The organism is Bacillus sp. 166amftsu, from assembly GCF_900107445.1.
Classification (GTDB): domain Bacteria; phylum Bacillota; class Bacilli; order Bacillales; family Bacillaceae_G; genus Bacillus_A; species Bacillus_A arachidis.
This window is the reverse complement of sequence record NZ_FNQA01000014.1, coordinates 19,819-45,183: the sequence shown is the minus strand read 5'-3', so window position 1 is coordinate 45,183 and position 25,365 is coordinate 19,819. Positions and strand designations below refer to the sequence as shown.

27 protein-coding genes and 1 tRNA gene are annotated in these 25,365 nt (G+C 38.0%); 20 read left to right on the top strand and 8 right to left on the bottom strand.

Features of this window, described 5'->3' with window-relative positions; genetic code table 11:
- Nucleotides 1–24 precede the first annotated feature (24 nt).
- The 19 genes from BLV40_RS21595 (at nucleotide 25) to BLV40_RS21505 (ending at nucleotide 20,115) form a co-directional block, all read left to right on the top strand.
- The gene (locus BLV40_RS21595) at nucleotides 25–366 is read left to right on the top strand and encodes a zinc ribbon domain-containing protein YjdM (RefSeq protein WP_026594062.1); all 342 of its coding nucleotides are present in this window, start codon (nucleotides 25–27) and stop codon (nucleotides 364–366) included.
- Nucleotides 367–626: 260 nt separating this feature from the next.
- Nucleotides 627–2,603: an excinuclease ABC subunit B gene (gene uvrB, locus BLV40_RS21590; RefSeq protein WP_090693754.1), complete on the top strand. Its 1,977-nt coding sequence runs from the start codon at nucleotides 627–629 to the stop codon at nucleotides 2,601–2,603.
- Between the two features lie 5 nt (nucleotides 2,604–2,608).
- Nucleotides 2,609–5,479, top strand: a complete 2,871-nt coding sequence (gene uvrA / locus BLV40_RS21585; RefSeq protein WP_090693752.1) for an excinuclease ABC subunit UvrA — start codon at nucleotides 2,609–2,611, stop codon at nucleotides 5,477–5,479.
- A 316-nt stretch (nucleotides 5,480–5,795) separates the two neighbouring features.
- Nucleotides 5,796–6,170 (top strand): phage holin family protein, encoded by a 375-nt coding sequence (locus BLV40_RS21580; protein WP_026594065.1) that lies wholly within the window; start codon nucleotides 5,796–5,798, stop codon nucleotides 6,168–6,170.
- A 162-nt stretch (nucleotides 6,171–6,332) separates the two neighbouring features.
- Entirely contained in the window at nucleotides 6,333–7,262 is a 930-nt protein-coding gene (gene hprK, locus BLV40_RS21575; RefSeq protein WP_035415741.1) for an HPr(Ser) kinase/phosphatase, read from the top strand.
- A gap of 23 nt (nucleotides 7,263–7,285) precedes the next feature.
- A complete protein-coding gene (lgt, locus tag BLV40_RS21570; RefSeq protein ID WP_090693748.1) occupies nucleotides 7,286–8,098 on the top strand; it encodes a prolipoprotein diacylglyceryl transferase in 813 nt (270 codons plus the stop codon).
- A gap of 66 nt (nucleotides 8,099–8,164) precedes the next feature.
- The gene (ppaX, locus tag BLV40_RS21565; protein ID WP_026594068.1) at nucleotides 8,165–8,803 is read left to right on the top strand and encodes a pyrophosphatase PpaX; all 639 of its coding nucleotides are present in this window, start codon (nucleotides 8,165–8,167) and stop codon (nucleotides 8,801–8,803) included.
- A 22-nt stretch (nucleotides 8,804–8,825) separates the two neighbouring features.
- The gene (locus tag BLV40_RS21560; RefSeq protein WP_090693744.1) at nucleotides 8,826–9,341 is read left to right on the top strand and encodes an acyltransferase; all 516 of its coding nucleotides are present in this window, start codon (nucleotides 8,826–8,828) and stop codon (nucleotides 9,339–9,341) included.
- Between the two features lie 139 nt (nucleotides 9,342–9,480).
- A complete protein-coding gene (locus tag BLV40_RS21555) occupies nucleotides 9,481–10,992 on the top strand; it encodes a tetratricopeptide repeat protein (protein WP_026594070.1) in 1,512 nt (503 codons plus the stop codon).
- 77 nt (nucleotides 10,993–11,069) lie between these two features.
- Complete coding sequence (gene trxB / locus BLV40_RS21550; protein WP_139265593.1) at nucleotides 11,070–12,023, top strand: thioredoxin-disulfide reductase; 954 nt, start codon at nucleotides 11,070–11,072, stop codon at nucleotides 12,021–12,023.
- Nucleotides 12,024–12,196: 173 nt separating this feature from the next.
- Nucleotides 12,197–13,006 carry a DUF368 domain-containing protein gene (locus tag BLV40_RS21545; RefSeq protein WP_090693733.1) on the top strand — a complete coding sequence of 270 codons (810 nt, stop codon included), beginning with the start codon at nucleotides 12,197–12,199 and terminating at the stop codon, nucleotides 13,004–13,006.
- 213 nt (nucleotides 13,007–13,219) lie between these two features.
- Nucleotides 13,220–13,945 carry a (Fe-S)-binding protein gene (locus BLV40_RS21540; RefSeq protein WP_026594073.1) on the top strand — a complete coding sequence of 242 codons (726 nt, stop codon included), beginning with the start codon at nucleotides 13,220–13,222 and terminating at the stop codon, nucleotides 13,943–13,945.
- A gap of 15 nt (nucleotides 13,946–13,960) precedes the next feature.
- Nucleotides 13,961–15,394: a LutB/LldF family L-lactate oxidation iron-sulfur protein gene (locus BLV40_RS21535; RefSeq protein WP_090693732.1), complete on the top strand. Its 1,434-nt coding sequence runs from the start codon at nucleotides 13,961–13,963 to the stop codon at nucleotides 15,392–15,394.
- Nucleotides 15,375–16,076 carry a LutC/YkgG family protein gene (locus tag BLV40_RS21530; protein WP_090693728.1) on the top strand — a complete coding sequence of 234 codons (702 nt, stop codon included), beginning with the start codon at nucleotides 15,375–15,377 and terminating at the stop codon, nucleotides 16,074–16,076. Before BLV40_RS21535 ends, BLV40_RS21530 begins: the two co-directional genes overlap by 20 nt.
- A 404-nt stretch (nucleotides 16,077–16,480) precedes the next feature.
- Nucleotides 16,481–16,939 carry an NUDIX hydrolase gene (locus tag BLV40_RS21525; RefSeq protein ID WP_026594076.1) on the top strand — a complete coding sequence of 153 codons (459 nt, stop codon included), beginning with the start codon at nucleotides 16,481–16,483 and terminating at the stop codon, nucleotides 16,937–16,939.
- 20 nt (nucleotides 16,940–16,959) lie between these two features.
- Nucleotides 16,960–17,841, top strand: a complete 882-nt coding sequence (gene rapZ, locus BLV40_RS21520; protein WP_026594077.1) for an RNase adapter RapZ — start codon at nucleotides 16,960–16,962, stop codon at nucleotides 17,839–17,841.
- A gap of 3 nt (nucleotides 17,842–17,844) precedes the next feature.
- Nucleotides 17,845–18,798 (top strand): gluconeogenesis factor YvcK family protein, encoded by a 954-nt coding sequence (locus BLV40_RS21515; RefSeq protein WP_026594078.1) that lies wholly within the window; start codon nucleotides 17,845–17,847, stop codon nucleotides 18,796–18,798.
- Between the two features lie 86 nt (nucleotides 18,799–18,884).
- Nucleotides 18,885–19,835 carry a DNA-binding protein WhiA gene (gene whiA / locus BLV40_RS21510; protein ID WP_026594079.1) on the top strand — a complete coding sequence of 317 codons (951 nt, stop codon included), beginning with the start codon at nucleotides 18,885–18,887 and terminating at the stop codon, nucleotides 19,833–19,835.
- 22 nt (nucleotides 19,836–19,857) lie between these two features.
- Nucleotides 19,858–20,115, top strand: a complete 258-nt coding sequence (locus tag BLV40_RS21505; RefSeq protein ID WP_026594080.1) for an HPr family phosphocarrier protein — start codon at nucleotides 19,858–19,860, stop codon at nucleotides 20,113–20,115.
- A 164-nt stretch (nucleotides 20,116–20,279) separates the two neighbouring features.
- Here BLV40_RS21505 and clpP read toward each other — a convergent pair whose 3' ends face one another.
- The 8 genes from clpP to BLV40_RS21465 all read right to left on the bottom strand — a co-directional run bounded on the left by clpP (nucleotide 20,280) and on the right by BLV40_RS21465 (nucleotide 24,897).
- Entirely contained in the window at nucleotides 20,280–20,861 is a 582-nt protein-coding gene (gene clpP, locus BLV40_RS21500) for an ATP-dependent Clp endopeptidase proteolytic subunit ClpP (RefSeq protein WP_026594081.1), read from the bottom strand.
- Nucleotides 20,862–21,102: 241 nt separating this feature from the next.
- On the bottom strand, nucleotides 21,103–21,972 hold the full coding sequence (locus BLV40_RS21495; protein WP_090693724.1) for a DUF421 domain-containing protein: 870 nt from the start codon (nucleotides 21,970–21,972) through the stop codon (nucleotides 21,103–21,105).
- Between the two features lie 20 nt (nucleotides 21,973–21,992).
- Nucleotides 21,993–22,199, bottom strand: a complete 207-nt coding sequence (locus BLV40_RS21490) for a DUF1657 domain-containing protein (RefSeq protein ID WP_026594083.1) — start codon at nucleotides 22,197–22,199, stop codon at nucleotides 21,993–21,995.
- Nucleotides 22,200–22,210: 11 nt separating this feature from the next.
- On the bottom strand, nucleotides 22,211–22,561 hold the full coding sequence (gene spoVAE, locus BLV40_RS21485) for a stage V sporulation protein AE (protein WP_026594084.1): 351 nt from the start codon (nucleotides 22,559–22,561) through the stop codon (nucleotides 22,211–22,213).
- Nucleotides 22,558–23,574 carry a stage V sporulation protein AD gene (gene spoVAD / locus BLV40_RS21480; protein ID WP_090693720.1) on the bottom strand — a complete coding sequence of 339 codons (1,017 nt, stop codon included), beginning with the start codon at nucleotides 23,572–23,574 and terminating at the stop codon, nucleotides 22,558–22,560. Before spoVAD ends, spoVAE begins: the two co-directional genes overlap by 4 nt.
- The gene (spoVAC, locus tag BLV40_RS21475) at nucleotides 23,575–24,051 is read right to left on the bottom strand and encodes a stage V sporulation protein AC (protein ID WP_026594086.1); all 477 of its coding nucleotides are present in this window, start codon (nucleotides 24,049–24,051) and stop codon (nucleotides 23,575–23,577) included.
- 34 nt (nucleotides 24,052–24,085) lie between these two features.
- Nucleotides 24,086–24,574 carry a YhcN/YlaJ family sporulation lipoprotein gene (locus BLV40_RS21470; protein WP_026594087.1) on the bottom strand — a complete coding sequence of 163 codons (489 nt, stop codon included), beginning with the start codon at nucleotides 24,572–24,574 and terminating at the stop codon, nucleotides 24,086–24,088.
- Between the two features lie 116 nt (nucleotides 24,575–24,690).
- A complete protein-coding gene (locus tag BLV40_RS21465; protein ID WP_000216162.1) occupies nucleotides 24,691–24,897 on the bottom strand; it encodes a DUF1657 domain-containing protein in 207 nt (68 codons plus the stop codon).
- 180 nt (nucleotides 24,898–25,077) lie between these two features.
- Here BLV40_RS21465 and BLV40_RS21460 point away from each other — a divergent pair.
- Nucleotides 25,078–25,153: transfer RNA gene (locus BLV40_RS21460), tRNA-Arg, on the top strand.
- The last annotated feature ends 212 nt before the right edge of the window (nucleotides 25,154–25,365 follow it).

Here is a 25,365-nt window from a genome sequence, read left to right as displayed (position 1 = left end):
GCTTAAAATGGAGGAAATAAAAATATGTCTAATTTACCAAATTGCCCAAAATGTAATTCAGAATACACTTATGAAGATAGAAATCTTTTTGTTTGTCCAGAGTGTGCCCATGAATGGGATTTAGAGTCAGGGGCGGAAAACAATGAGGATACAAAAGTTGTTAAAGATGCCAATGGAAACGTGTTAAACGATGGTGATTCTGTCACAGTTATTAAAGACCTGAAAGTAAAAGGAACTTCATCAGTTGTGAAAATCGGTACAAAAGTGAAGAATATCCGTCTAGTTGATGGAGATCATGATATTGATTGTAAAATTGATGGTTTTGGTGCCATGAAATTAAAATCAGAATTTGTTAAAAAAGTATAAATGATTTTTCATACAATAAAATTTTGACCACTGCAAACAAATTAATAGCAAAAAGCCGATTTATCCCTTAGCGCACAGTACACAGGAAATCGGCTTTTTTTTGTGGAATTTTGCTTAGCATACAAAATTCGCGGTTTGTTGGTGCTGCTCAATATTGATTGTCGAAAACTTTACCGAATATCTGTTCGTTTTCTTGGTTTTTTTATGGGCATTCGTGGTAAAATGGGAATACAGATTTTTTACGAGGAGGTCGGTTTTGTTTGGAACATCAATTTGAGATTGTCTCAGAATATTCCCCGCAAGGTGATCAGCCGAGGGCGATAAAGCAGCTGGTAGCAGGGATTAATAATGGTAAGAAACATCAAGTGTTGCTTGGAGCGACAGGAACGGGAAAAACATTTACGATTTCGAATGTTATTAAAGAAGTGAAAAAGCCAACACTTGTAATGGCTCATAATAAAACGCTAGCAGGACAGTTGTACAGTGAACTGAAAGATTTCTTTCCAAACAATGCTGTTGAGTATTTTGTGAGTTATTACGATTATTATCAACCGGAAGCGTATGTACCACAAACCGATACGTTTATTGAGAAAGATGCACAAATTAATGATGAGATTGATAAATTGCGTCACTCAGCAACATCAGCTTTATTTGAACGAGATGATGTCATCATTGTAGCGAGTGTTTCTTGTATTTACGGCTTAGGTTCTCCGGAAGAATATCGTGAGCTTGTTGTTTCTCTGCGCGTTGGTATGGAGAAGGAACGCAATCAATTACTTCGTGAACTTGTTGATGTGCAGTACGGCCGCAATGATATTGATTTCCAGCGTGGAACATTTCGTGTGCGCGGGGATGTAGTCGAGATTTTTCCTGCATCGCTTGATGAACATTGTATCCGTATTGAGTTTTTTGGTGATGAGATTGATCGTATCCGTGAAGTGAATGCTTTAACAGGTGAAGTATTAGCAGAACGTGAACATGTGGCAATCTTCCCGGCGTCTCACTTCGTTACACGTGAAGAAAAAATGAAGGTTGCTATTGAAAATATTGAAAAAGAATTAGAAGAACGTTTAAAAGAATTAAATGATAACGGTAAGTTGTTAGAAGCACAGCGGATTGAGCAGCGAACACGTTATGATTTAGAGATGATGCGCGAAATGGGATTTTGTTCGGGGATTGAGAACTACTCCCGTCATTTGACGCTCCGTCCAGCGGGTTCAACGCCATATACATTAATAGATTATTTCCCTAAAGATTTCCTAATTGTGATGGATGAGTCACACGTAACAGTCCCGCAAGTAAGAGCGATGTATAACGGAGACCAAGCGCGTAAGCAAGTACTTGTTGATCATGGATTCCGTTTGCCGTCAGCAATGGATAATAGACCGCTTATGTTTGAAGAGTTTGAAGAGAAAACGAATCAAGTTGTGTACGTATCAGCAACACCGGGCCCATATGAACTAGAACATGCACCGGAAGTTGTGGAGCAAATTATTCGTCCAACTGGGCTCTTAGATCCGCAAATTGATGTAAGGCCAATTGAAGGGCAAATTGATGATTTACTAGGAGAAATACAAGACCGGATTGCGAAAAATGAGCGCGTATTAATTACGACATTAACAAAGAAAATGTCAGAGGATTTAACAGATTACTTAAAAGATGTTGGGATTAAAGTAAACTATCTTCATTCTGAAATTAAGACGCTGGAGCGAATTGAGATTATTCGTGACCTTCGCCTTGGTAAATTCGATGTGCTTGTCGGTATTAACTTATTACGAGAAGGACTTGATCTTCCGGAAGTATCGCTTGTAGCTATTTTAGATGCGGATAAAGAAGGTTTCTTACGTTCAGAACGATCATTAATTCAAACAATTGGTCGTGCAGCACGTAATGAAAATGGCCATGTAATTATGTATGCAGATCGCATAACGAAATCAATGGGAATTGCGATTGAAGAGACGAAACGTCGTCGTCAAAAGCAAGAAGCTTACAATGAAGAGCATGGTATTACACCGAAAACGATTCAAAAAGAAGTGCGCGACGTGATTCGTGCAACAACAGCCGCAGAAGAAACTGAAGTGTATGAAGCGGAGCCAGCTAAGAAAATGACGAAGAAAGAACGGGAAAAAACAATTGCGAAGATGGAAGCAGAAATGAAGGAAGCCGCAAAAGCACTAGACTTCGAGCGTGCAGCTGAGCTGAGAGATTTACTGCTAGAATTAAAAGCGGAAGGGTGAAAATAGTGAGCAAAGATTTTATCGTTGTAAAAGGTGCGAGGGCGCATAACTTAAAAAATATTGATGTAACCATTCCGAGAAATCAGCTCGTTGTTGTGACAGGTTTGTCTGGTTCAGGGAAATCATCATTAGCATTTGATACGATTTACGCCGAAGGGCAGCGCAGATACGTGGAGTCTTTATCCGCGTATGCGCGCCAGTTTTTAGGACAAATGGATAAACCGGATGTGGATACAATTGAAGGTCTATCTCCAGCGATTTCAATTGATCAAAAAACGACGAGCCGTAACCCGCGCTCAACAGTTGGAACAGTAACGGAGATTTATGATTATTTACGTCTATTATTTGCGCGTATTGGGACGCCAATTTGCCCGAATCACGGGATTGAAATTACATCTCAAACGGTAGAACAAATGGTAGATCGTGTACTTGAATATCCAGAACGTACGAAATTACAGGTGTTAGCACCGATTATATCAGGCCGTAAAGGTGCGCATGTGAAAGTGTTAGAAGATATAAAGAAACAAGGTTATGTACGCGTTCGTGTTGATGGAGAAATGCTTGATGTGTCTGAAGAAATTACGTTAGATAAAAACAAGAAGCATTCCATTGAAGTCGTAATTGACCGTATCGTTGTGAAAGAAGGGGTTGCAAGCCGCCTTGCAGATTCTCTTGAAAGCGCATTGAAACTAGGCGGAGGTCGTGTATTAATCGATGTGATTGAAGAAGAGGAACTTTTATTTAGTGAGCATCATGCTTGCCCGCATTGTGGTTTTTCAATCGGTGAATTAGAGCCGCGTATGTTCTCTTTCAATAGCCCGTTTGGAGCTTGTCCGACTTGTGATGGACTTGGTTCGAAACTGGAAGTAGATTTAGAACTTGTGATTCCAAACTGGGATTTATCGTTAAATGGGCATGCGATTGCTCCTTGGGAACCGACAAGCTCGCAGTATTATCCACAATTGCTACAATCTGTGTGCAATCATTACGGAATTGATATGGATATGCCTGTTAAAGATATTCCGAAAGATTTGTTTGATAAAGTACTATACGGAAGCGGCGAAGAAAAGGTATATTTCCGCTATGTGAATGACTTTGGACAAGTGAAAGAAAGTGAGATTTTATTTGAAGGTGTTATTCCAAATATCGAACGTCGTTATCGTGAAACGAGTTCTGATTACATTCGCGAACAAATGGAGAAGTACATGGCGGAGCAGACGTGTCCGAAATGTAAGGGGGGCCGTTTGAAGCCAGAAAGCTTAGCTGTTTTTGTTGGCGAGAAAACAATTGCGGATGTAACAAAGTACTCTGTTCAGGAAGTGTATGATTTCTTTTCCAACATTGAATTGACTGAGAAGCAAGAACAAATTGCTCGTTTAATTTTACGTGAAATTAAAGAGCGAGTAGGTTTCTTAGTTAATGTTGGACTTGATTATTTAACTTTAAGCCGTGCAGCAGGAACGTTATCAGGTGGTGAAGCACAGCGTATTCGCTTAGCGACACAAATCGGTTCAAGTCTTACTGGCGTACTATATATTTTAGATGAACCTTCCATTGGTTTGCATCAGCGTGATAATGATCGTCTGATTCGTACATTACAGGAAATGCGCGACTTAGGAAATACGCTAATCGTTGTTGAGCATGATGAAGATACAATGATGGCAGCAGATTACTTGATTGATATCGGCCCTGGTGCAGGAATTCATGGTGGGCAAGTTGTGTCAGCCGGATCACCAGATGAAGTGATGAATGATGAAAATTCATTAACTGGTCAATATTTAAGCGGGAAGAAGTTTATTCCGGTTCCACTTGAAAGACGTAAAGGGGACGGACGTAAAGTTGAGATTATTGGTGCAAAAGAAAATAACTTAAAAAATGCGAAGATGTCATTCCCACTTGGGACATTTGTTGCAGTAACTGGTGTATCTGGTTCTGGAAAAAGTACGATGGTCAATGAAGTTTTATATAAATCCTTAGCGCAGAAGTTATATAAGGCGAAGAGTAAGCCAGGAGCACATAAGGATATTAAAGGTCTTGAGCATTTAGATAAGGTTATTGATATTGATCAATCACCAATTGGGCGTACACCACGTTCAAACCCAGCAACATATACAGGTGTGTTCGATGATATTCGTGATGTGTTTGCACAAACGAATGAAGCAAAAGTACGTGGATATCAAAAGGGACGCTTTAGTTTTAACGTAAAAGGTGGTCGCTGTGAAGCTTGCCGCGGTGATGGAATTATAAAAATTGAAATGCACTTCTTGCCGGATGTATATGTTCCGTGTGAAGTATGTCACGGTAAACGTTATAATCGCGAAACGTTAGAAGTAAAATATAAAGATAAGAACATTTCTGAAGTATTAGGAATGACAATTGAAGATGGGGTAGAGTTCTTTGCGAATATCCCGAAAATTAAAAGGAAATTACAGACGCTTGTAGATGTAGGACTAGGATATATGAAATTAGGACAGCCGGCTACTACGCTATCAGGCGGTGAGGCGCAGCGTGTGAAATTAGCATCTGAATTACATCGCCGTTCTACAGGTCGTACGTTATATATTTTAGATGAGCCAACGACTGGTTTACATGCACATGATATTGCACGCCTTCTAGAAGTATTACAGCGACTTGTTGAAAGTGGTGAGACAGTGCTTGTAATTGAGCATAATTTAGATGTAATTAAGACAGCTGATTACATTGTTGACCTTGGTCCAGAAGGTGGAGACAAAGGTGGTCAAATCGTTGCATCGGGTACACCGGAACAAGTGGTTAAAGAAGAGCGTTCCTATACAGGAAAGTATTTAAAAGAAATTCTACAGCGTGATACAGCTCGTATGAAAGAGAAAATGAAAGAGGTTGAAGTAGGGAGCTAAGCCGATTGGCTGGCTCCTTGCTTTGGTTTGGGAGAGGATTTAGCGTAATAGGTATACAAGTATAAGGGCTGGAATAAGTTGTTATATAAACTCATTTCGATTTTTATCATACAAATCACGGTTCCGAGGTCCAAAGGTGGCCTCTATTCAGTTTCCCCTTCTGTCTTCGCATGTCATGGGGCCTGCTTCTATGCATGGGCGGACGCTCTCTCCCACTAAAAAGGAAAGGTTTTGTATCGTTTTTTAAATGGTCACTTGGCGTTTACAATCCATTAGCGTATGATTAAGTATATATGTCAAAAGGATGTGTAAGAAAATGAGATGGATTCTATCACTTCTTGTAAATAGCGTTGTGTTAATTGTAGTATCAGGTCTTCTGAAGGGAATTGCACCAGACGCATTTTACATAGAAAACATACAAACCGCGATTATCGCGAGCATTATTTTATCGATTTTAAATGTGTTTGTAAAACCGTTATTAATTTTAATTACGTTACCGATTACTGTTTTAACATTTGGCTTCTTCCTAATTGTAATTAATGCAATTACGTTAGAGATGACAGATTCTTTATTAGGTGACGCTTTTAACATATCAGGATTTGGTGTAGCCATTCTGGCGGCAATTTGTATTTCGATTTTAAATATGCTAATTGATAAAGTAATTGTCGAGCCATTAGCTGAAAAGAAATAGAAAAATGACAAAAAGAAAAACATTTCATGACGCTCATGAAATGTTTTTTTCTATTTACTAGAAACCATATTTCTTGTTTTCAGAAAAAAATGGTACAATATCGGTTAGAATGGAATTTTACATCAAATGAGACTGAACCCGCAGCGGAGTGGAGGTTTACATATGCCAAAAGTAAGGACAAAAGATTTAATTGAACAATTTCAATTGGAATTAGTAAGTGGTGAAGAAGGGATTCATCGTCCAATTGATACAAGTGATTTATCGCGACCTGGAATCGAAATGGCAGGATTCTTTACATATTATCCAGCAGATCGTGTGCAGCTTCTTGGAAAAACAGAGCTTACGTTTTTTGATACATTAACAAGCGAACAGAAGCAAGAAAGAATGACAGCTCTTTGTACAGAAGAGACGCCTTGTATTATCGTAACTCGTAGTCAAGATGTACCTGAGGAATTATTGCAAGCGTCACGTGAATCTGGTGTACCTCTTTTGCGTTCTGCACAAACGACAACAAGATTATCAAGTCGCTTAACGAACTATTTAGAAGGTAAGTTAGCGCCAACAACTGCCGTTCACGGTGTATTAGTAGATATTTACGGAGTTGGTGTTTTAATTACAGGTCAAAGTGGTGTCGGGAAAAGTGAAACAGCACTTGAGCTTGTAAAGCGTGGTCATCGCTTAGTGGCGGACGATAGCGTAGAAATTCGTCAAGAAGATGAAGATACGCTAGTAGGAAGTTCTCCAGATTTAATTGAGCATTTATTAGAAATTCGTGGTCTAGGTATTATTAACGTCATGACGCTATTTGGTGCAGGTGCGGTGCGAAACTATAAGCGTATTACACTTGTAATTAATCTTGAGATTTGGGATCAAAAGAAAAATTATGATCGCCTCGGTCTTGATGAAGAGAAAATGAAAATTATAGATACAGAACTTACGAAGATTACACTACCAGTTCGTCCTGGTCGAAACTTGGCTGTTATTATTGAAGTAGCAGCGATGAACTTCAGATTAAAACGAATGGGAGTCAATGCAGCTCAGCAATTTTCAGAGCGTCTAATGAGTGCCATTGAGCTAGGAAATCAAGAGTAATTTGGAAGAGGGAGGTCATACATATGCTGTTAGGTTCTGTACCACAGCTAGATCGTGTAGCGATTCAACTTGGACCATTCCCAGTCTATTGGTATGGGATTATTATTGGGACAGGTGTTTTGCTTGGACTTTGGTTAGCTACGCGCGAGGGTGAACGATTAGGTATTCCAAAAGATACTTTTATTGATCTTGTTCTAATTGCAGTACCAATTGCAATTATTTGTGCACGTGCATACTATGTTATTTTTGAGTGGGAATATTATATGCAAGACCCACGCCAAATTATTAATATTCGTCAAGGTGGCTTGGCGATTCATGGTGGCTTAATTGGAGCGGTTATTACAGGAATTATTTTTGCGAGAAAGCGTGGTCTTTCATTCTGGAAGCTAGCTGATATTGCAGCACCAAGTATTCTTCTTGGGCAAGCAATTGGACGCTGGGGGAACTTTATGAACCAAGAGGCTCACGGCGGTGAAGTAACAAGACAGTTTTTAGAGAGCTTACATTTACCAGAGTTTATAGTGAATCAAATGTATATTGATGGAGTATATTATCATCCAACGTTCTTATATGAATCATTATGGAATTTTGCAGGGGTAATTCTATTATTGTTATTACGCAAAGCGAATTTACGTCGTGGTGAATTATTCTTTACGTACTTAATTTGGTATTCGGTAGGACGCTTCTTTGTGGAAGGCTTACGTACGGATAGCTTAATGTTAGGGCCGCTTCGCATTGCGCAAGTGGTGTCCATCGGGCTTGTTGTGATTTCAATCATTTTCATTATTGTGAGACGTAAAATGGGGCAAGCTGATAAAAGATATTCAGAAAACTAGAAAAAAGTAGCATCTTATATGAGATGCTGCTTCTTTCATATTTAGCCAGTGAAAGGACTTTAACATATGAAAATAAATACAGTGTTATTTGATTTAGATGGAACATTAATAAATACAAATGAACTTATTATTTCTTCTTTTTTACACACGTTACATAAGTACTATCCAGATCAGTATAAGCGTGAGGATGTATTGCCATTTATCGGTCCATCTTTGCATGAGACGTTTAGTTCAATGGATGAGGATAAAGTGGATGAGATGATTCAGTGCTATCGTCAGTATAATCATGACCATCATGACGAATTAGTGGAAGAATATGAAACTGTCTATGAAACAGTTCGGGAATTAAAGAAACAAGATTATAAAATTGGAATTGTAACAACGAAGGCAAGACAAACAGTAGAAATGGGTTTAAAGCTTTCGAAGTTAAATGAGTTCTTTGATGTTGTTGTGACAATTGATGATGTACAGCATGTGAAACCACATCCAGAACCTATTCAAAAAGCATTAAAACTATTGGATGCGAAACCAGAAGAAACTTTAATGGTTGGAGATAACCATCATGATATAGTAGGCGGACAAAATGCAGGCACGAAAACAGCAGCGGTTGCATGGACGATTAAAGGTAGAGAATACTTAGAATCGTATAAGCCGGATTATGTATTAGATAAAATGAGTGATTTATTATCTATTTTGTCTGAGTAAGTGGATAAGGGGAGAGAGCAAAGTGCGACGTACAACGCGCTACCCTGTTTCAGGAGCAAATTCATTATGGAATGTATATAAAACAGTGTCTTTTTTTAAGGTAATGAAAAATTTTATTGTTATTCAAATTGCACGATATACACCATTTTTATCTATGAAAAATTGGTTGTATCGCACATTTTTACGAATGAAAGTCGGAGAGCAAACATCATTTGCACTTATGGTAATGCCAGATATTATGTTTCCGGAAAAGATTACAGTTGGAACGAATTCAGTAATTGGCTACAACACAACGATTTTAGCTCATGAATATTTAATTACGGAATATCGTCTTGGAGAAGTAATCATAGGGAATGAAGTGATGATTGGAGCGAATTCAACTGTATTGCCAGGTGTGAAGATTGGTGACGGTGCTATTGTTTCAGCAGGTACGCTCGTTCATCGTGATGTACCAAGTGGAGCTTTTGTAGGTGGAAATCCAATGCGTATCATTTATACGAAGGAAGAAATGGCAGCTAGAGAAGAAGGTCAATGTTAAAAATGTAACATTTTCCTTCTCTTTTTATGAATAAAAAGGAAATAATTGATTATAATATACTGTTTTGTTTTTTACGGAATCGTTTATACTTATAAATAGAAAAGTGTATGAGCGAAGAAAACAAAAAACTGGAGGATATATGGGGAAAAATCAAAGAATATTTAAGGAGAACGGACAAGTTATCTCATTTAATCAATTAGCTGATTTCTTTTATAAAAAAGGGATGAGGTCTTATCAAGGTCATAAATTACAAGATGCGATTAAATATTTCCGTAGAGCGGCACAAAGTGAGAAAGAGCCGTTTATTTTATGTCAATTAGCAACTGTATTATCTGAGGTGGGAGAGTATCAAGAATCGAATCAAATTTTCTTGAAACTTATCCGTTCACAAGCTGATATTGAACAGTGTTATTATTTTGTAGCAAATAATTACGCATATCTTGGTCTGTTTCAGCAAGCAAAGAAGTATGCGGAGCAATATTTAGAGATAGCTACAGAGAAAGAATTTGTGGAAGAGACTTTAGAGTTACTTGAGATTATGGAAGAAGAATCAATGGATGCGGAAGAGCTTGAAGATGAAGATGAACTAATTGTTATGCAGGAAGAGGCGAATCGTTACATTCGTAACGGACAATTAGAAGAAGCGATTGCTACACTTGAAATTGTTACGAAAGATTATCCAGAATTTTGGTCGGGTTATAATAATTTAGCAATTGCTCATTTTCAGTTAGGAAATGTAGATAAAGCATTAAAGTTAACAGAAATGATTTTAGAGAAAAATCCTGGTAATATGCATGCGTTATGTAATACGCTTATTTTTCTATATTCAATTGGAGAGCACAAGCAAGCAGAATCGTTAGCAAATCAACTAGAATCAGTATATCCGATATCATTTGAGCATCGATTAAAGCTAGGAACAACATTCGCAACAATTGGTCACTTTGAATCGGCATATAAATGGTTAAGGTTATTAAAGCGCCAAGGCTATGAAGGAGATGTCAGCTTTTACTATTGGTTCGCATACTCTGCTTATATGATAAAAGATCAACAGACAGCGGAAAAGATGTGGCAATCTGTTGTAGAATTACATCCTGATAAAAAAGGGAAAGAGCCGTGGAATGCTTTAAATCTAGCTGATGAGGGACAGAATGTTTTATTTGAAGAGCTACGGAAATCTTTCCAGCAAAGTGAAACGTTGGAAGAACAAATGTTAGCACTATATTTAATGAATGAATTAACAACACCTGAGAAAATTGGTTTTTTCTTTGATGTGATGCAGGCGAAAAATCGTGTGCCGATTGTTTCGCAATTGGCAAAATACTTCTTCTTAATGAATAGCCATAAGAGTATTCCGAGCGAGTTACAACCGTTTGAACAATGTATTCGGGTTGCGGATGCTTTATATAATTATACAAATAAAGAAGATGAATTAATTGAAGAATGCTTGCATTTTTGGTTTTGTACGTTTATACGTTTATATACATCTGGAACGGTCTTTACGAATGTGTTTGGTTGGTCTGCGGCAATCGAATATATTGTGCGCGGTCAGCAGAAAAATAAAATGACACAGGCCGAACTTGGAAATATATATAATGTATCTGTGGCAACTGTGAGAAAATATGTGCAGGTAGTCAAGCGTACTCATGCATAGGCAAATCATTGGGAAAAAACAGATGCTAACAGTATAATGAGGGTAAATCACGGTAGGAATGAATAGGAGTGAATAGTGTGTCAGAAGAAAAAATTTATGATGTCATTATTATTGGTGCTGGACCAGCTGGGATGACAGCTGCAGTGTATACATCTCGTGCGAATTTAAGCACGCTTATGCTTGAACGTGGTATTCCAGGCGGACAAATGGCAAATACAGAAGATGTAGAAAACTATCCAGGTTATGAATCTATTTTAGGACCTGATTTATCAAATAAAATGTTTGAGCATGCAAAGAAATTTGGTGCTGAATATGCATATGGTGATGTGAAAGAAATCATTGATGGTAAAGAATATAAAACAGTTGTAGCTGGTAAAAAAGAATATAAAACACGCGCTATTATCGTTGCAAGTGGTGCGGAGTATAAAAAAATCGGTGTACCAGGTGAAAAAGAACTTGGCGGCCGCGGTGTATCATACTGTGCAGTATGTGACGGCGCGTTCTTTAAAGGGAAAGAGCTTGTTGTTGTTGGTGGAGGAGACTCTGCTGTTGAGGAAGGTGTGTATTTAACACGCTTCGCATCAAAAGTAACAATCGTTCACCGCCGTGACGCTCTTCGTGCACAGAAAATCCTGCAAGACCGTGCTTTCCAAAATGAGAAAGTGGACTTCATTTGGAATCATACTGTAAAAGAAATCAATGAAGAGAAGGGTAAAGTAGGTAGTGTAACACTTGTAGATGTGAACACTGGTGAAGAGCAAGAGTTTAAAACAGACGGTGCTTTCATTTATATCGGCATGTTACCACTATCAAAACCATTTACTGAGCTTGGCATTACAAATGAAAATGGTTATATTGAAACAAATGAACGTATGGAGACGAAAGTTCCTGGTATTTTTGCAGCTGGTGATGTTCGCGAAAAGATGCTTCGTCAAATTGTAACAGCAACTGGCGATGGTAGTATCGCGGCGCAAAGTGCACAGCACTACGTAGAAGAGCTGCTAGAGGAATTAAAAACTGTAGCAGAATAATAAGGGTAAGAGTCTTTTTTGAGAAGCAAGCTATCTTCATAGAAGGTAGCTTGCTTTATTTTTCGTTTGAAATGTAAAATATTTGTTAAATTACTCATGGAGTACACCAAAAGTTATTGTTATACTAGAATCTACGGAAAAAACGATTATGAGAAATGAGGAGTTTATTCAGTATGGAATGGCGTAATATATACCGTGGTTTTTGTATGGGAGTTAGTGATTTAATTCCTGGTGTAAGCGGCGGAACAATTGCTGTTGTATTAGGAATTTATGAAGGGTTGCTTGCGGCACTTAGTGGATTCTTTAGTCGTGAATGGAAAAAGCATTTAGGCTTTTTGATTCCGCTTGGCACTGGTGTGGCAGCGGCATTTTTAACATTAAGTCATGTGATTAAGTATTTACTGGAAAATCATTATGAACCAACGCAGTTTTTCTTCCTTGGTTTAATTTTAAGTATTTTACCAATGTTGATGAAGGAAGCAAATGCAAAGGAAACATTTAAAACAGGACATATTGTTATACTAATTGTTTCAGCGGTACTTGTAGCTGTAACAGCATTTTTAAAACCGGATAAAGCAGCAGATCCAATTACTTCTTTAACAATTTTAAATACAATTGGGTTATTCTTATCAGGTTGGATGGCGAGTATGGCTATGCTTCTTCCGGGGATTAGTGGATCATTTATTTTATTAATCATCGGTGTATATCCAACAGCGATTAATGCGTTAACAACATTAAACTTGCCGCTCATTGCAGTCATTGGTGCAGGTGTTATGGTTGGGTTTGTTGTGAGTAGTAAAGGAATTAGCTACTTAATAGCGCATTTTAAAAGTGCAACATTCGCTTCAATTATCGGGCTTGTTATCGGATCGATTGCAGTAGTGTTTCCAGGGATTCCGACCGGTGGTATGTCGATTGTAAGTTCTATTATTACGTTTATTTTGGGATTTGCAATTGTATCGTATTTTAGTAAGAAAAAGTGATTGAGAGATAGCTCTCAATCACTTTTTTTGTTATTTGTGTTTATATTTTCTGTGTTTTTTACCAATAATATACAAAAGTGATTATTTTGCTGAAATGTTACTAGAGCTTACTTTTCTGCTTTATCTTGCCTCTCAACATTTGGTAGGAAAGTAAATCGCCTGTAAAAGGACAATTTATGACAGGCTACTTTACTTTATTTGGGGGTGTCAAATTTGAAAGTGTCAATATTTATCACTTGTGTTGCAGATGTTTTTTATCCAGAAGTAGGAAAAGATGTCGTAGAAATTCTTGAAGATTTGGGGTGTGAAGTTGATTTCCCTAAAGACCAAACCTGCTGCGGACAGCCTGCTTATAATAGCGGTTATCATAAAGAAACAAAAACAGCTGCTAAACATATGATTGAGGCTTTTGCTGGTTCAGAATATGTTGTAGCGCCATCAGGCTCTTGTGCGATGATGGTTCACGAGTTTGCTAGCTTATTTTCTGAAAGTGAAGCAGAGTGGAAGAAAAAAGCTACTGAACTTGCAAATAAAACATATGAATTCACACAATTTCTTGTTGAAGTATTAGGAAAAGAAGACTTAGGTGCGGAGCTTCATAAAAAAGCAACGGTTCATACATCTTGCCATATGAGCCGATTAATGGGGATTAAGGAACCACCGCAAAAATTATTAAAATGTGTAAAAGGGCTGGAAGTTGTTTCGTTACCACATAATTATGATTGTTGTGGATTTGGAGGCACATTCTCAGTGAAAATGCCAGAAATCTCTGAACAAATGGTAGATGAAAAAGTAAAGCATATTATGGAAACCGGTGCGGAGCTGTTAATCGGGATGGATTGTAGCTGCTTAATGAATATAAAAGGACGTTTAACACGCAATGGTTATCCAATTGATGTAAAACATATTGCTCAAGTATTAAATGAAGATCGAAAGTGAGAGGGGGATATAAAGATGGGAATGAAAATTGGGAACGATCCCTTTCATAAGCGTACTGAAACAGGTATAGGGGATCAATTCATGAGAAAGGCTGTCAGGAAAGCGCAAGATGGTCTTAGAGGTAAGAAATTAAAAGCTACTGAGAGTCTGGGGAATTGGGAGGAATGGCGAGCTTTAGGAGAAGAAATTCGAAAGCATACATTAGAAAACCTTGATTATTATTTATATCAACTGAGTGAAAATATTGAGAAAAACGGTGGTTTTGTTTATTTTGCGAAGACTGCAGAAGACGCAAGGGAATATGTAAAAGGGATTGTAAAAAAGAAAAATGCGAAAAAAATTGTGAAATCAAAATCTATGGTAACGGAAGAGATTAGTTTAAATAAAGCGATTGAAGAAGCTGGAGGAGAAGTGTTAGAAACGGACCTTGCCGAATTTATTCTGCAAGTGAACGACCACGATCCACCATCACATATTGTTGTTCCGTGTCTTCATAAGGATAAAGAACACATTTGTGAAATATTTAAAACAAAGTTAGATTATACTGGAACATCTGATCCTACAGAAATGGCGAGGTTTGTAAGGAATTATTTGCGTGATGATTTTTTTACAGCGGATGTAGGGGTGACAGGATGTAACTTTGCTGTTGCAGAGTCTGGGTCTATCTCTATCGTGGCAAATGAAGGAAATGCAAGACTTACCACAACGCTTCCGAAAACGTTAATTACAGTTATGGGAATGGAACGTATTGTTCCGACATGGGAAGAACTTGATGTTTTAGTAACTCTTCTATGCCGGAGTTCTGTAGGACAAAAGTTAACAAGTTATATTACGGGATTAACCGAGCCTGGTGGGACGGATGGACCTGAGGAATTTCATTTAGTCATTGTTGATAATGGTCGTTCTAATATTTTAGGAACAGAATTTCAAAGTATCCTTCAGTGCATTCGCTGTGCGGCATGTATTAATGTATGTCCCGTATATCGGCATATCGGAGGACATGCGTATGGCTCCATTTATCCAGGACCGATTGGAGCTGTGTTGACGCCGCTTTTAGGAGGATATGATGAATATAAAGATTTACCTTATGCATCTAGCCTTTGTGGTGCTTGCACAGAAGCGTGTCCAGTGAAAATACCGTTACACGATTTATTAATTAAACATCGCCGCCGCATTGTAGAAGAAGCGAAACAATCACCTGTAGCTTGGAATGTAGCTATGAAAGGTTTTGAAAAAGCGGTGAATAGCTCTAGATTGTTTTCCCTTGCTGCAAAGACCGCTCCGTATGCGTTAAAGCCTCTTATGAAAGGGGATAAGATTGAGCGTGGAATCGGGCCGTTAAAAGCTTGGACAGATGCGAGAGATTTTCCAGTTCCAGAAAAACAGTCGTTTAGAGATTGGTTTAAAAAACGTGTAAAGGAGAACGATAATGGCCATCCAAAATCGTGAGGAATTTTTACTCCACTTATCAGAAAAGCTTGGCAGAAAACGTCCGGAAGCAGTGAAAAAACCGAACTGGTCTTTTTCTCCGCAGTGGACTGTTTTTGACGGATTCACACAAGATGAACTTGTACTAAAGTTAATAGAGCAATGCGAGGTAATTCACACACAAGTTAAGCGAACAACAAAGGACAGGCTTGTTGAAACATTACAATCTTTTTTAACAGAATGGAATATCCAATCTGTTATGTATTCTAATGATGAACGGTTTAAGGAATATGGTCTCGGTCAATTTTTAAGCAATGAAGGTACAATACATTTTCGTAAGTGGGGTTTAGATCATAAAGAAGAGAATATAGAATTTGCGAAAGCTGCTGACCTTGGCATTACATTCAGTGATATCGCTCTTGCTGAATCAGGAACTGTTGTTCTATTTAATGATGGATTAAAAGGAAGGCATGTTAGCCTTCTTCCTGAATCGTATATTGCAATTGTTCCTAAAAGTAAGATTGTGCCAAGGTTAACCCAAGCTACGAAAGTCATTCACGATCAAAATAAAGCGGGAGATAAATTACCAGCTTGTTTGAATTTCGTTTCTGGTCCGTCAAATAGTGCAGATATTGAAATGAATCTCGTTGTAGGTGTACATGGGCCAATAAGAACAGCGTATATTATTGTGGATGATCAATAAGGATTTAAGTCTTCTCTCTTAAGGGGGATTACTGAATAATGAGTAAAAGAGAAACCTCTGCTGCTAAAAGTCGCACTTAATATCTGCATAATTGCTTATGAGATATATAAATTACGAGGTTTTTTATCATTTTAACCGAGAAGACCCCTTCCTCTACATGAAGTGATGATGGGGTCTTCTCGTTTTTTTCTTTTTTAAGAAAATCAATCCTTTTTGCAGAACAAGAGGAAGTGTTTTTGCTAGGGTAGAAACAGTAGGATGTCCCACCTCAAGCTCGTGTAGGGGGAGGTGGGGATAGTTCAATTAGGTTGGGAGTTCCTTCATTGTGACAAAGTGTTTTTGATAGTATAATGAAATAAGTATGTGATGAAGAAATTCATCATAAGTAGCTGAGGTGAAGAAGCATGCAAAGAGTCACGAACTGTGTGTTAATTAAAGGTAATGAAGTTCTCCTATTACAAAAACCTCGTCGAAACTGGTGGGTTGCGCCAGGTGGGAAAATGGAACGCGGTGAAACAGTAAGAGAATCCGTTGTTCGCGAATATCGTGAAGAAACAGGTATTTATTTAAAGAACCCAGCGTTAAAGGGGGTCTTCACTTTTGTTATCCAAGAAGGTGATAAAGTTGTTTCTGAATGGATGATGTTCTCCTTTTTAGCGACAGATTTTGCAGGAGAAAACAAATTGGAAAGCGAAGAAGGCATCATTGGCTGGCATACACTTGATAAAATTGATGAATTAGCAATGGCGCCGGGAGACTATCACATTATTGATTATTTAATTAAAGGAAATGGAATAATCTACGGTACGTTTGTATATACACCAGAATTTGAATTACTTTCATATCGATTGGATCCAAGCTAAACCGTCATGGAGGGGATACAATGACAGCGAATAATGATATTAAAATGGTAATTATTACAGGAATGTCCGGTGCAGGAAAAACAGTAGCGCTGCAAAGTTTCGAAGATTTAGGATATTTTTGTGTAGATAACTTACCACCTATGTTATTGCCAAAGTTTGTTGAGCTTATGGCAGACTCGAAAGGGAAAATGAACAAGGTGGCACTTGGTATTGATTTACGTGGCCGCGAATTTTTTGAGCATTTATGGGGAGCGCTTGATGATTTATCAGAACGCACTTGGATTATTCCTCATATTTTATTCTTAGATGCGAGAGATAGCACTCTTGTAACGCGTTACAAAGAAACAAGACGTTCGCATCCGCTTGCGCCGACAGGACTTCCGTTAAAAGGAATTGAAGCGGAACGTGGTTTATTAACAGACATGAAGGCAAGAGCAAATATTGTACTTGATACGTCTGAGTTAAAACCGAAAGAATTGCGCGAAAAAATTGTTCATCTGTTTTCAACAGAAAATGAGCAAGCATTTCGTGTAAATGTGATGTCATTTGGATTTAAGTATGGTATTCCAATTGACGCAGATTTAGTATTTGATGTTCGTTTTTTACCAAATCCATATTATATTCCACAGATGAAGCCGTTAACAGGACTAGATGAAGAAGTTTCGTCATATGTGCTCAAATTTAATGAGACACATAAGTTTTTAGAAAAGCTGACGGATCTTATTACTTTCATGCTTCCTCATTATAAAAGAGAAGGCAAGAGTCAGCTTGTAATTGCAATTGGATGTACAGGTGGACAACATCGTTCTGTTACGCTTACAGAATACCTTGGAAAACATTTGAAACCAGAATATATCGTTCATGTATCTCATCGTGATGTGGAGAAGAGAAAGGGCAATTAAGGGATGAAAAAAGAGAGAAAACCTAAGATTGTTATCATGGGAGGCGGAACTGGACTGTCTGTTTTATTACGAGGATTGAAAAAGTATCCTGTTGATATTACAGCGATTGTTACAGTAGCCGATGATGGTGGCAGTTCTGGTAGATTGCGTGATGAGTTAGAAATTCCACCACCAGGCGACATTCGTAACGTACTTGTTGCGTTATCAGATGTAGAGCCGCTTGTGGAAGCTTTATTTCAACATCGTTTTACATCCGGAGAAGGTTTAACGGGTCATGCATTAGGTAATTTATTGTTAGCGGGTATGACTTCGATTACAGGCGACTTTTTCCATGCTATTACAGAAACTAGTAAAGTTTTAAATGTAAGAGGTCGTGTTTTACCCGCGGCGAATCAAAGCGTGGTGCTTCATGCAGAACTGGAAGATGGGAGAATTGTAACAGGCGAATCGAAAATTCCGTACTTCGGAAAAAAGATCAATCGTGTATTTTTAACACCAGGTGATGTAGAGCCGCTGTATGAGACGTTAACGGAAATTCAGCGGGCAGACTTACTTGTCTTTGGTCCAGGTAGTTTGTACACAAGCATTTTGCCAAACTTAATTGTGAAAAAAATTGGTGACGCTGTTCTTAATGCAAAGGCAAAAAAAATATATGTATGTAATGTCATGACGCAGGCTGGAGAGACGATGGAATATACAGCATTTGATCATGTGCAGGCTTTACATGATCATCTTGGGGCGCCTTTCATCGATACAGCGATTGTAAATAATCATGATATTCCTGCTGAATTACGTAACTTGTATGCAGAAGAAATGTCTGAACCTGTTGTGATTGACGAAGATCGTTTTGCGGAAAGTAACATTAGTTTAATTCAAGATGAATTAGCAAAGTATGATGATCAAGTTGTTAGGCATGATACATTGAAATTAGCTTCTATCTTATATTCGTTGTTATAAGCATGCGTTATCTCAGGAGAGATAACGCTACTCATTCATATAGGACAAGATTTTTGTTCCAAAATATCGTATAAGGAGGTGGGGCTGTGTCATTTGCATCAGAAACAAAGAAAGAGCTGACAAAGCTTCAGGTGAAGGAGTGTTGTGAGAAAGCAGAACTATCAGCATTGCTTCGAATGAACGGATCACTTTCTTTTTCAAACCGTCGTCTTTCGATTGATATTCAAACAGAAAATGCGGCAATTGCGAGAAGAATTTACACATTGCTGAAAAAAGGATATGACGTGACGGTAGAATTGCTTGTTCGTAAAAAAATGCGACTGAAGAAAAATAATGTATATATCGTTCGGCTTGTTGAGAAATCTCGTGAAATCTTAGCAGATTTGCATATTGTCAGGGAAGACTTTTCGTTTATCCGCAATATCTCACAAGAATTGATTGAAAAGAAATGCTGCAAGCGATCGTATTTACGAGGTGCATTTTTAGCAGGTGGTTCAGTAAATAACCCAGAAACATCATCTTATCATTTAGAGGTCTTTTCGTTATACAAGGAACATAATGATTCTATATGTGAACTGATGAACGGATTTGATTTAAATAGTAAGACGCTGGAAAGGCGTAAAGGGTACATTACGTATTTAAAAGAAGCGGAGAAAATTACGGAGTTTTTAAACATTATTGGTGCACATAATGCATTGTTGAGATTTGAAGATATTCGTATTGTTCGCGATATGCGTAATTCGGTCAATCGTTTAGTGAATTGCGAAACAGCCAATCTAAATAAAACAATTGGTGCCGCTTTACGGCAAATTGAAAATATTCGTTACATTGATGAGACAGTTGGATTGGATGTCTTGCCAGACAAATTGCGAGAGATTGCACAATTACGCATTAGTTATCAAGATGTAACATTGAAAGAATTAGGTGAGATGGTATCTGGGGGGAAAATCAGTAAATCAGGTATTAATCATCGCTTACGTAAAATCGATGAAATCGCAGAGAAATTACGCGCGGGGGAACCGGTAGCAAAAAAATAACGGTAAAGGGGAAATGGGAGCTATGGTTCAGAAACAAGTTGAGGTTGCATTAAAAAACGGCTTACAAGCACGTCCGGCTGCGTTGTTTGTACAAGAAGCAAATCGTTTTCATGCTGATATTTTTATTGAGAAAGATGGTAAAACAGTCAATGCAAAGAGCATAATGGGGATTATGAGCTTAGCGATTGGATCTGGCAGCAATATAACGATTATAACAGAAGGTTCAGATGCAGAAGCGGCTTTAGAAGCGCTAGCGGCATATGTGCAAAATAAACAGTAAAAAGCTATCGCATGTAGCGATAGCTTTTTCAATTGACTTGATTTATGTTATATTATCGAGTCGCTGATATATCATGAGAAACGGCCGATAAAAAAAGGCTATCGCACGTGGCGATAGCCTTTTTGGAAGCGATTCTGAAAGAGCCGCTTCCGCTTTAAAGTTTATTAACGATTTGTAAAGATTTTATCGATTAAGCCGTATTCTAGTGCTCTTTCTGCTGTCATGAAGTTGTCGCGGTCTGTGTCGCGTTGTAGTACTTCTAATGGTTGACCTGTGCGATCAGCAAGAATTTGGTTTAATTTTTCACGTAAGAATAGGATACGTTTTGCAGCGATTTCAATTTCAGTTGCTTGACCTTGTGCGCCGCCAAGTGGTTGGTGAATCATTACTTCACTGTTTGGAAGTGCATAACGTTTACCTTTTTCACCTGCTGCAAGTAGGAAAGCCCCCATAGATGCAGCCATACCGATACAAATTGTTGATACTGGTGGTTTAATGAACTGCATTGTATCGTAAATTGCCATACCCGCTGTGATAGAACCGCCAGGGCTGTTGATGTATAGGTGAATATCTTTGTCTGGGTCTTGAGATTCCAAGAATAAAAGCTGGGAAACGATTGAGTTTGCTACGTTGTCATCAATTGCGCTACCAAGCATAATGATGCGGTCTTTTAATAGTCGAGAGTAAATATCGTAAGCGCGTTCTCCACGATTTGTTTGTTCAATTACTGTAGGAATTAAATTCATCTGTTATTTCCTCCTTTGAAAGCTTTCTTAGTCTTATAATACAATTATGGTCAATAAAGGTCAAACGAAACCACTTTAAATCAAAAAAATATGTAGTTTTATCATCATTTATTCGCTATGTTTTTGTAATTCCCTGCTTATGTATCTTCAACATCATAACCGAATTATATAAATTTAAACCTGATAGAAGATGTAGAAAAAACAAAAGAACGCCTTTTCTATAGAAGCGTTCTCTTATCTGCTATTCTTTTAGGAGATAGGTTACTTTATTTAAAATATTTTCGATTTGTTTTGCGTTTTTACTATACATTTGACTCGCCGCTTTTGATTTTGTTTCTAAAGAGAATAATTCAAGATCAGCATGGCATTTTTTTAAAGATGCGAGCAATAAAGGTTTATTTTGAGGAGAAGGCATTTGAATTTTATCGTTATAGATATCAATGGTAAGTTGTCCGTAAGAATCCACTTGACCGAGGAAGACATTTTCAATTACAACACCGATTTTTTCTAATTCAGCGTGTAACCAAGCGCGATTATGCCCGCTGGCCGACAGGGGTTCATCGAGTACATTGCCATCCATAATAACGGTTTGTGTTTCTTTTTCATTTGGTACCTTTAATCCGATATCTTTTGCAGTAAGCGGTTGACGATCTTTCTTCAATAACACATTTAATTCACCGCTAGGTTCTAATACGGCAAATTCTACATCAGCAATGTTAAATGCATCTTTTCCTCTAAGAAGCTCGAGTAATTCGTCGCTTGTATATTTTTCTTTTTTTAAATTATCTTCAAGTATTTTTCCATCTTTTACTAAAATGGTAGATTTTCCTTCAAAAAAATCTCTGGCCGCTTTATTTTTTAAGGACAGAATACCTGTGAAAAATGGGACTGCAGCAAAAATGAGTATAGCAAAGACACCATGGAAAAATTTTTGATCTAGCCCTGTAGATACCTGAGCAGCAATATCACCAATTGTCATCCCCGCTATATATTCAAAAAAGGAAAGTTGAGAAATTTGTCTTTTTCCTAACCATTTTGTAATAGCAAATAACATAATTAATATAAATATGGAACGAAGAATGACAAGTGTCCATTCGGGTAGGTGAGACATAGTAATTTCCTCCAGTCTGCTTAAAAACCTTTATATTGAGGTTCTTCACGTTCTAATATTGAAACTCTATTTTTAAGATCAGCGATGACACTGTCCATTTCTAACATACATTCGTGAAAGACTCGCTTTGCTTCTTCATCCGCAGCGTTTTGCGAAAGTGTACTTAGACTTGCTTGGGCACCTTTTAAACTAGCGAGGCATGTCTTAACACTAGCAACAACAGTCATGGGAACACCTCTTATCCTTTTGGTTTGAATAGCAATGCGCCGATAAATCCGAATATAATGGCTGCGGATATACCAGCACTTGTTACTTTAAACATTCCTGTTATAACGCCGACAATACCGTGCTCTGCTGCCTCAGCCATAGCCCCATGAACAAGGGCATTTCCGAAACTTGTAATCGGAACTGTTGCTCCAGCACCTGCAAAATCAATTAATGGTTCATATAAATTAAATCCATCTAATATAGCGCCAATCACAACGAGCGTTGCCATTGTGTGAGCGGGTGTAAGCTTCCCAACATCGAACATAAGTTGTCCGATTACGCAAATGAGTCCACCTATAACAAAAGCCCAGAAAAAAATCATTGTTCCACACCTCCAAACTCAATCGATACAGCATGAGCAATACATGGAATGGTTTCTTTTTGCTGAAATGTAAGAGGAGATAGTAACGCACCTGTTGCAACGACAAGCATCTTTTTGAATTCTCCTTTTTTCATTCGATTTAATAAGTGTCCGTATACGACAGTTGCAGAACAACCTGCACCACTTCCACCTGCTAACACTGGTTGTCCGTCTCTATAAATGAGTAATCCACAATCCTGAAATTGTTTGCTTATGACCTTTGTCCCGTGTTTATGCAGTAAATCATAAGCGATCTCGCGGCCAACGTGCCCAAGGTCACCTGTTACAATTAAATCATAGTGAGATGCATCAATTTGTCGGTCACGTAAATGAGCTTCAATTGTATCTACAGCGGCGGGGGCCATCGCGCCTCCCATGTTAAATGGATCAGTTAACCCCATATCAACAATTCGGCCAATCGTTGCGGATGTTACTTGTGGACCATGTCCTTCACTACTCAAAAGGGCGGCACCAGCGCCTGTTACAGTCCATTGTGCGGTAGGCGGTTTTTGTCCGCCATATTCTGTTGGATAACGGAATTGTTTTTCTACAGCAGTATTATGACTGGATGACCCTGTTAATAAATATTTTGCGCCTTTTGCATTTACAATACTTGCGCCAAGAGCTAAACCTTCCATAGAAGTAGAGCAGGCGCCAAATAATCCAAGATACGGAGTGCCAAGTGTACGACAAGCGAAGCTTGAAGGAGTAATTTGGTTAATTAAGTCTCCTGCGAGTACAAATTGAACATCTTCTTTACGAAGTTTTGCTTTTTCCGTTGCACGACTACAGGCTTCTTCAAATAAAATTTTATGTGCCTTTTCATAAGAATCTTGTCCGAGCCACAAGTCTTCGTGAAGGGTGTCAAAGTCTTCAGGAATCTTTCCTTTTGCTTCAAATGGCCCACCGACTACGCCCGTTGAGATGATAACAGGTTTATTATCGAATACCCATGTTCGGTGTCCTTGTAACATTTACAGCCCTCCCCATTGAACAAGAATAGTTTTAATAAGAGCAATTACAAAAGCAGAAAATACACCAAATAAAATAACGGAACCAGCTAATTTAAACATGTTGCCACCGACTCCAAGAACAAAACCTTCTGTTCGATGCTCGATGCAGGCAGCTATAACGGAATTGCCAAAGCCAGTAACAGGAACTGCTGTCCCAGCCCCGGCAAATTGCCCAAGGCGATCATACACACCAAAACCAGTGAGTAGCATTGAGATGAAAATAAGCGTAGCGACTGTCGGATTCCCAGCAGATCGCTCGGTAAAATCGAAATACGTGATATAAAAGGTTGAAATAAGTTGACCAATTAAACAAATGAACCCACCGACGAAAAAGGCTTTTATACAATTTTTAAAAACAGGGCGCTTTGGCTCCCGTTGTTGTGCAAACTTTTTATATTCTTGTTGTACAGGTGTTAAATTTTTGTCTTTACTGGACATTTGAACCCTTCCTTTTCCTTTAGAGAACGTACAATTAAGTATCAGATTTCATTTCTGATTGTATGAGTTTCAATTGCTTTTTAATCTGATCTTTGTTTACTTCTTTTTTCTTAATTTTGTTTTCCAGGCTATCTAACAGCATGAAAATTTTTCGATCTGTACTTACGCGAATATCGAAAGTAGGATACTCATCGCTCAATTGTTTTTTGATTTTGCTACGCAGAGGTTTTAATCGAAATCTTTCATGATGTTCGGGCTTGACCGCTATGTAAAGATCTAGATTAGAATTGACTGCTGTGGCCTTTAGGATTTCCTCCATAGCGAGTACTTTTTTCTTTGCTTCCTGCGATATAGATTGATTAAAGGATTCCGTACTCATTTTTGTTAACTTGGGTCCTTTTTTTTCCTCTTCTCGTTTTGATTCCTCTTTTTTTACTTTTTTATCTAAGGGGCTATTATCGCAGCCAGTAAATGAAGCGCATAGGAGTACGAATAACGCGGTTATGATTCTAAGTTTTCGCATTACAATCATTCCATTTCTATTGCTTTATGTAATTTGGTGTGAAAAAGGATGATATGGAATCATCCTTTTTCTGTTTTTCAAAAAATGTCTACCATCAGACGGAATAGTATGCTCGCTTATTGTTGTCCGTATTGAGGCTCTTCTTGTTGCACTTCTTCAACACGTGGGTTTAAAGAATCGATAATCGATTGAGTTTGCTGTGCAGCTGTTTGGAAAAGTTGCTTCGCTTGTTGGTTATCTGTATCCAGAGCAAATCCCTCTAAGCTCGCTTGTGCACTTTTTAATCCAGAAACAGTTTGTTTTAATTTTGTAATTACAGTCATTGAATGAAGCCTCCTTTGAAATATGAATTCAAAGATTATAATTTGTGAATAGCGGTGAAAATATAATTTCCAAATTTAGGTTAGTGATTTTGTTTTTGAAGAAATATGGGGAGAGCTTTTTGCGTGATAGTAGTTGCGTACATGGGTATAAGAAGATATAATTACGAGTATATCGTTCATGCGCCCATAGCTCAGTCGGATAGAGCGGTGGTTTCCGGTACCACGTCTGCCGGGGGTTCGAATCCCTCTGGGCGCGTCAAAAAGTCCTAACTTACATTTGTAAGTTAGGACTTTTTATTTTATATATGGTCAAAATCGTTATATATCGGCAATTATCGACTGTTCGAAAATATACAACGTGAATTCCCCCTTGTTATATCTGGTTATAAGATTTACTATTAGTATGTGATTATAAAAAGTTGTTCTATATATGTATTTAGATTTCCAAGCGTATAAGTCGAAGTTATG

What these genes read in the sequence shown, in the direction of transcription:
- BLV40_RS21490 (WP_026594083.1), bottom strand. Translation starts at nt 22,199, where the DNA reads ATGACTGTTGTTGCTAGTGTTAAGACATGCCTCGCTAGTTTAAAAGGT.
- BLV40_RS21515 (WP_026594078.1), top strand. Translation starts at nt 17,845, where the DNA reads ATGAAAAAAGAGAGAAAACCTAAGATTGTTATCATGGGAGGCGGAACT.
- rapZ (WP_026594077.1), top strand. Translation starts at nt 16,960, where the DNA reads ATGACAGCGAATAATGATATTAAAATGGTAATTATTACAGGAATGTCC.
- ppaX (WP_026594068.1), top strand. Translation starts at nt 8,165, where the DNA reads ATGAAAATAAATACAGTGTTATTTGATTTAGATGGAACATTAATAAAT.
- BLV40_RS21465 (WP_000216162.1), bottom strand. Translation starts at nt 24,897, where the DNA reads ATGACTGTAATTACAAAATTAAAACAAACTGTTTCTGGATTAAAAAGT.
- hprK (WP_035415741.1), top strand. Translation starts at nt 6,333, where the DNA reads ATGCCAAAAGTAAGGACAAAAGATTTAATTGAACAATTTCAATTGGAA.
- BLV40_RS21595 (WP_026594062.1), top strand. Translation starts at nt 25, where the DNA reads ATGTCTAATTTACCAAATTGCCCAAAATGTAATTCAGAATACACTTAT.
- spoVAE (WP_026594084.1), bottom strand. Translation starts at nt 22,561, where the DNA reads ATGATTTTTTTCTGGGCTTTTGTTATAGGTGGACTCATTTGCGTAATC.
- BLV40_RS21555 (WP_026594070.1), top strand. Translation starts at nt 9,481, where the DNA reads ATGGGGAAAAATCAAAGAATATTTAAGGAGAACGGACAAGTTATCTCA.
- BLV40_RS21545 (WP_090693733.1), top strand. Translation starts at nt 12,197, where the DNA reads ATGGAATGGCGTAATATATACCGTGGTTTTTGTATGGGAGTTAGTGAT.
- BLV40_RS21470 (WP_026594087.1), bottom strand. Translation starts at nt 24,574, where the DNA reads ATGCGAAAACTTAGAATCATAACCGCGTTATTCGTACTCCTATGCGCT.
- BLV40_RS21505 (WP_026594080.1), top strand. Translation starts at nt 19,858, where the DNA reads ATGGTTCAGAAACAAGTTGAGGTTGCATTAAAAAACGGCTTACAAGCA.
- BLV40_RS21535 (WP_090693732.1), top strand. Translation starts at nt 13,961, where the DNA reads ATGGGAATGAAAATTGGGAACGATCCCTTTCATAAGCGTACTGAAACA.
- clpP (WP_026594081.1), bottom strand. Translation starts at nt 20,861, where the DNA reads ATGAATTTAATTCCTACAGTAATTGAACAAACAAATCGTGGAGAACGC.
- BLV40_RS21495 (WP_090693724.1), bottom strand. Translation starts at nt 21,972, where the DNA reads ATGTCTCACCTACCCGAATGGACACTTGTCATTCTTCGTTCCATATTT.
- spoVAD (WP_090693720.1), bottom strand. Translation starts at nt 23,574, where the DNA reads ATGTTACAAGGACACCGAACATGGGTATTCGATAATAAACCTGTTATC.
- spoVAC (WP_026594086.1), bottom strand. Translation starts at nt 24,051, where the DNA reads ATGTCCAGTAAAGACAAAAATTTAACACCTGTACAACAAGAATATAAA.
- BLV40_RS21525 (WP_026594076.1), top strand. Translation starts at nt 16,481, where the DNA reads ATGCAAAGAGTCACGAACTGTGTGTTAATTAAAGGTAATGAAGTTCTC.
- lgt (WP_090693748.1), top strand. Translation starts at nt 7,286, where the DNA reads ATGCTGTTAGGTTCTGTACCACAGCTAGATCGTGTAGCGATTCAACTT.
- BLV40_RS21580 (WP_026594065.1), top strand. Translation starts at nt 5,796, where the DNA reads ATGAGATGGATTCTATCACTTCTTGTAAATAGCGTTGTGTTAATTGTA.
- BLV40_RS21530 (WP_090693728.1), top strand. Translation starts at nt 15,375, where the DNA reads ATGGCCATCCAAAATCGTGAGGAATTTTTACTCCACTTATCAGAAAAG.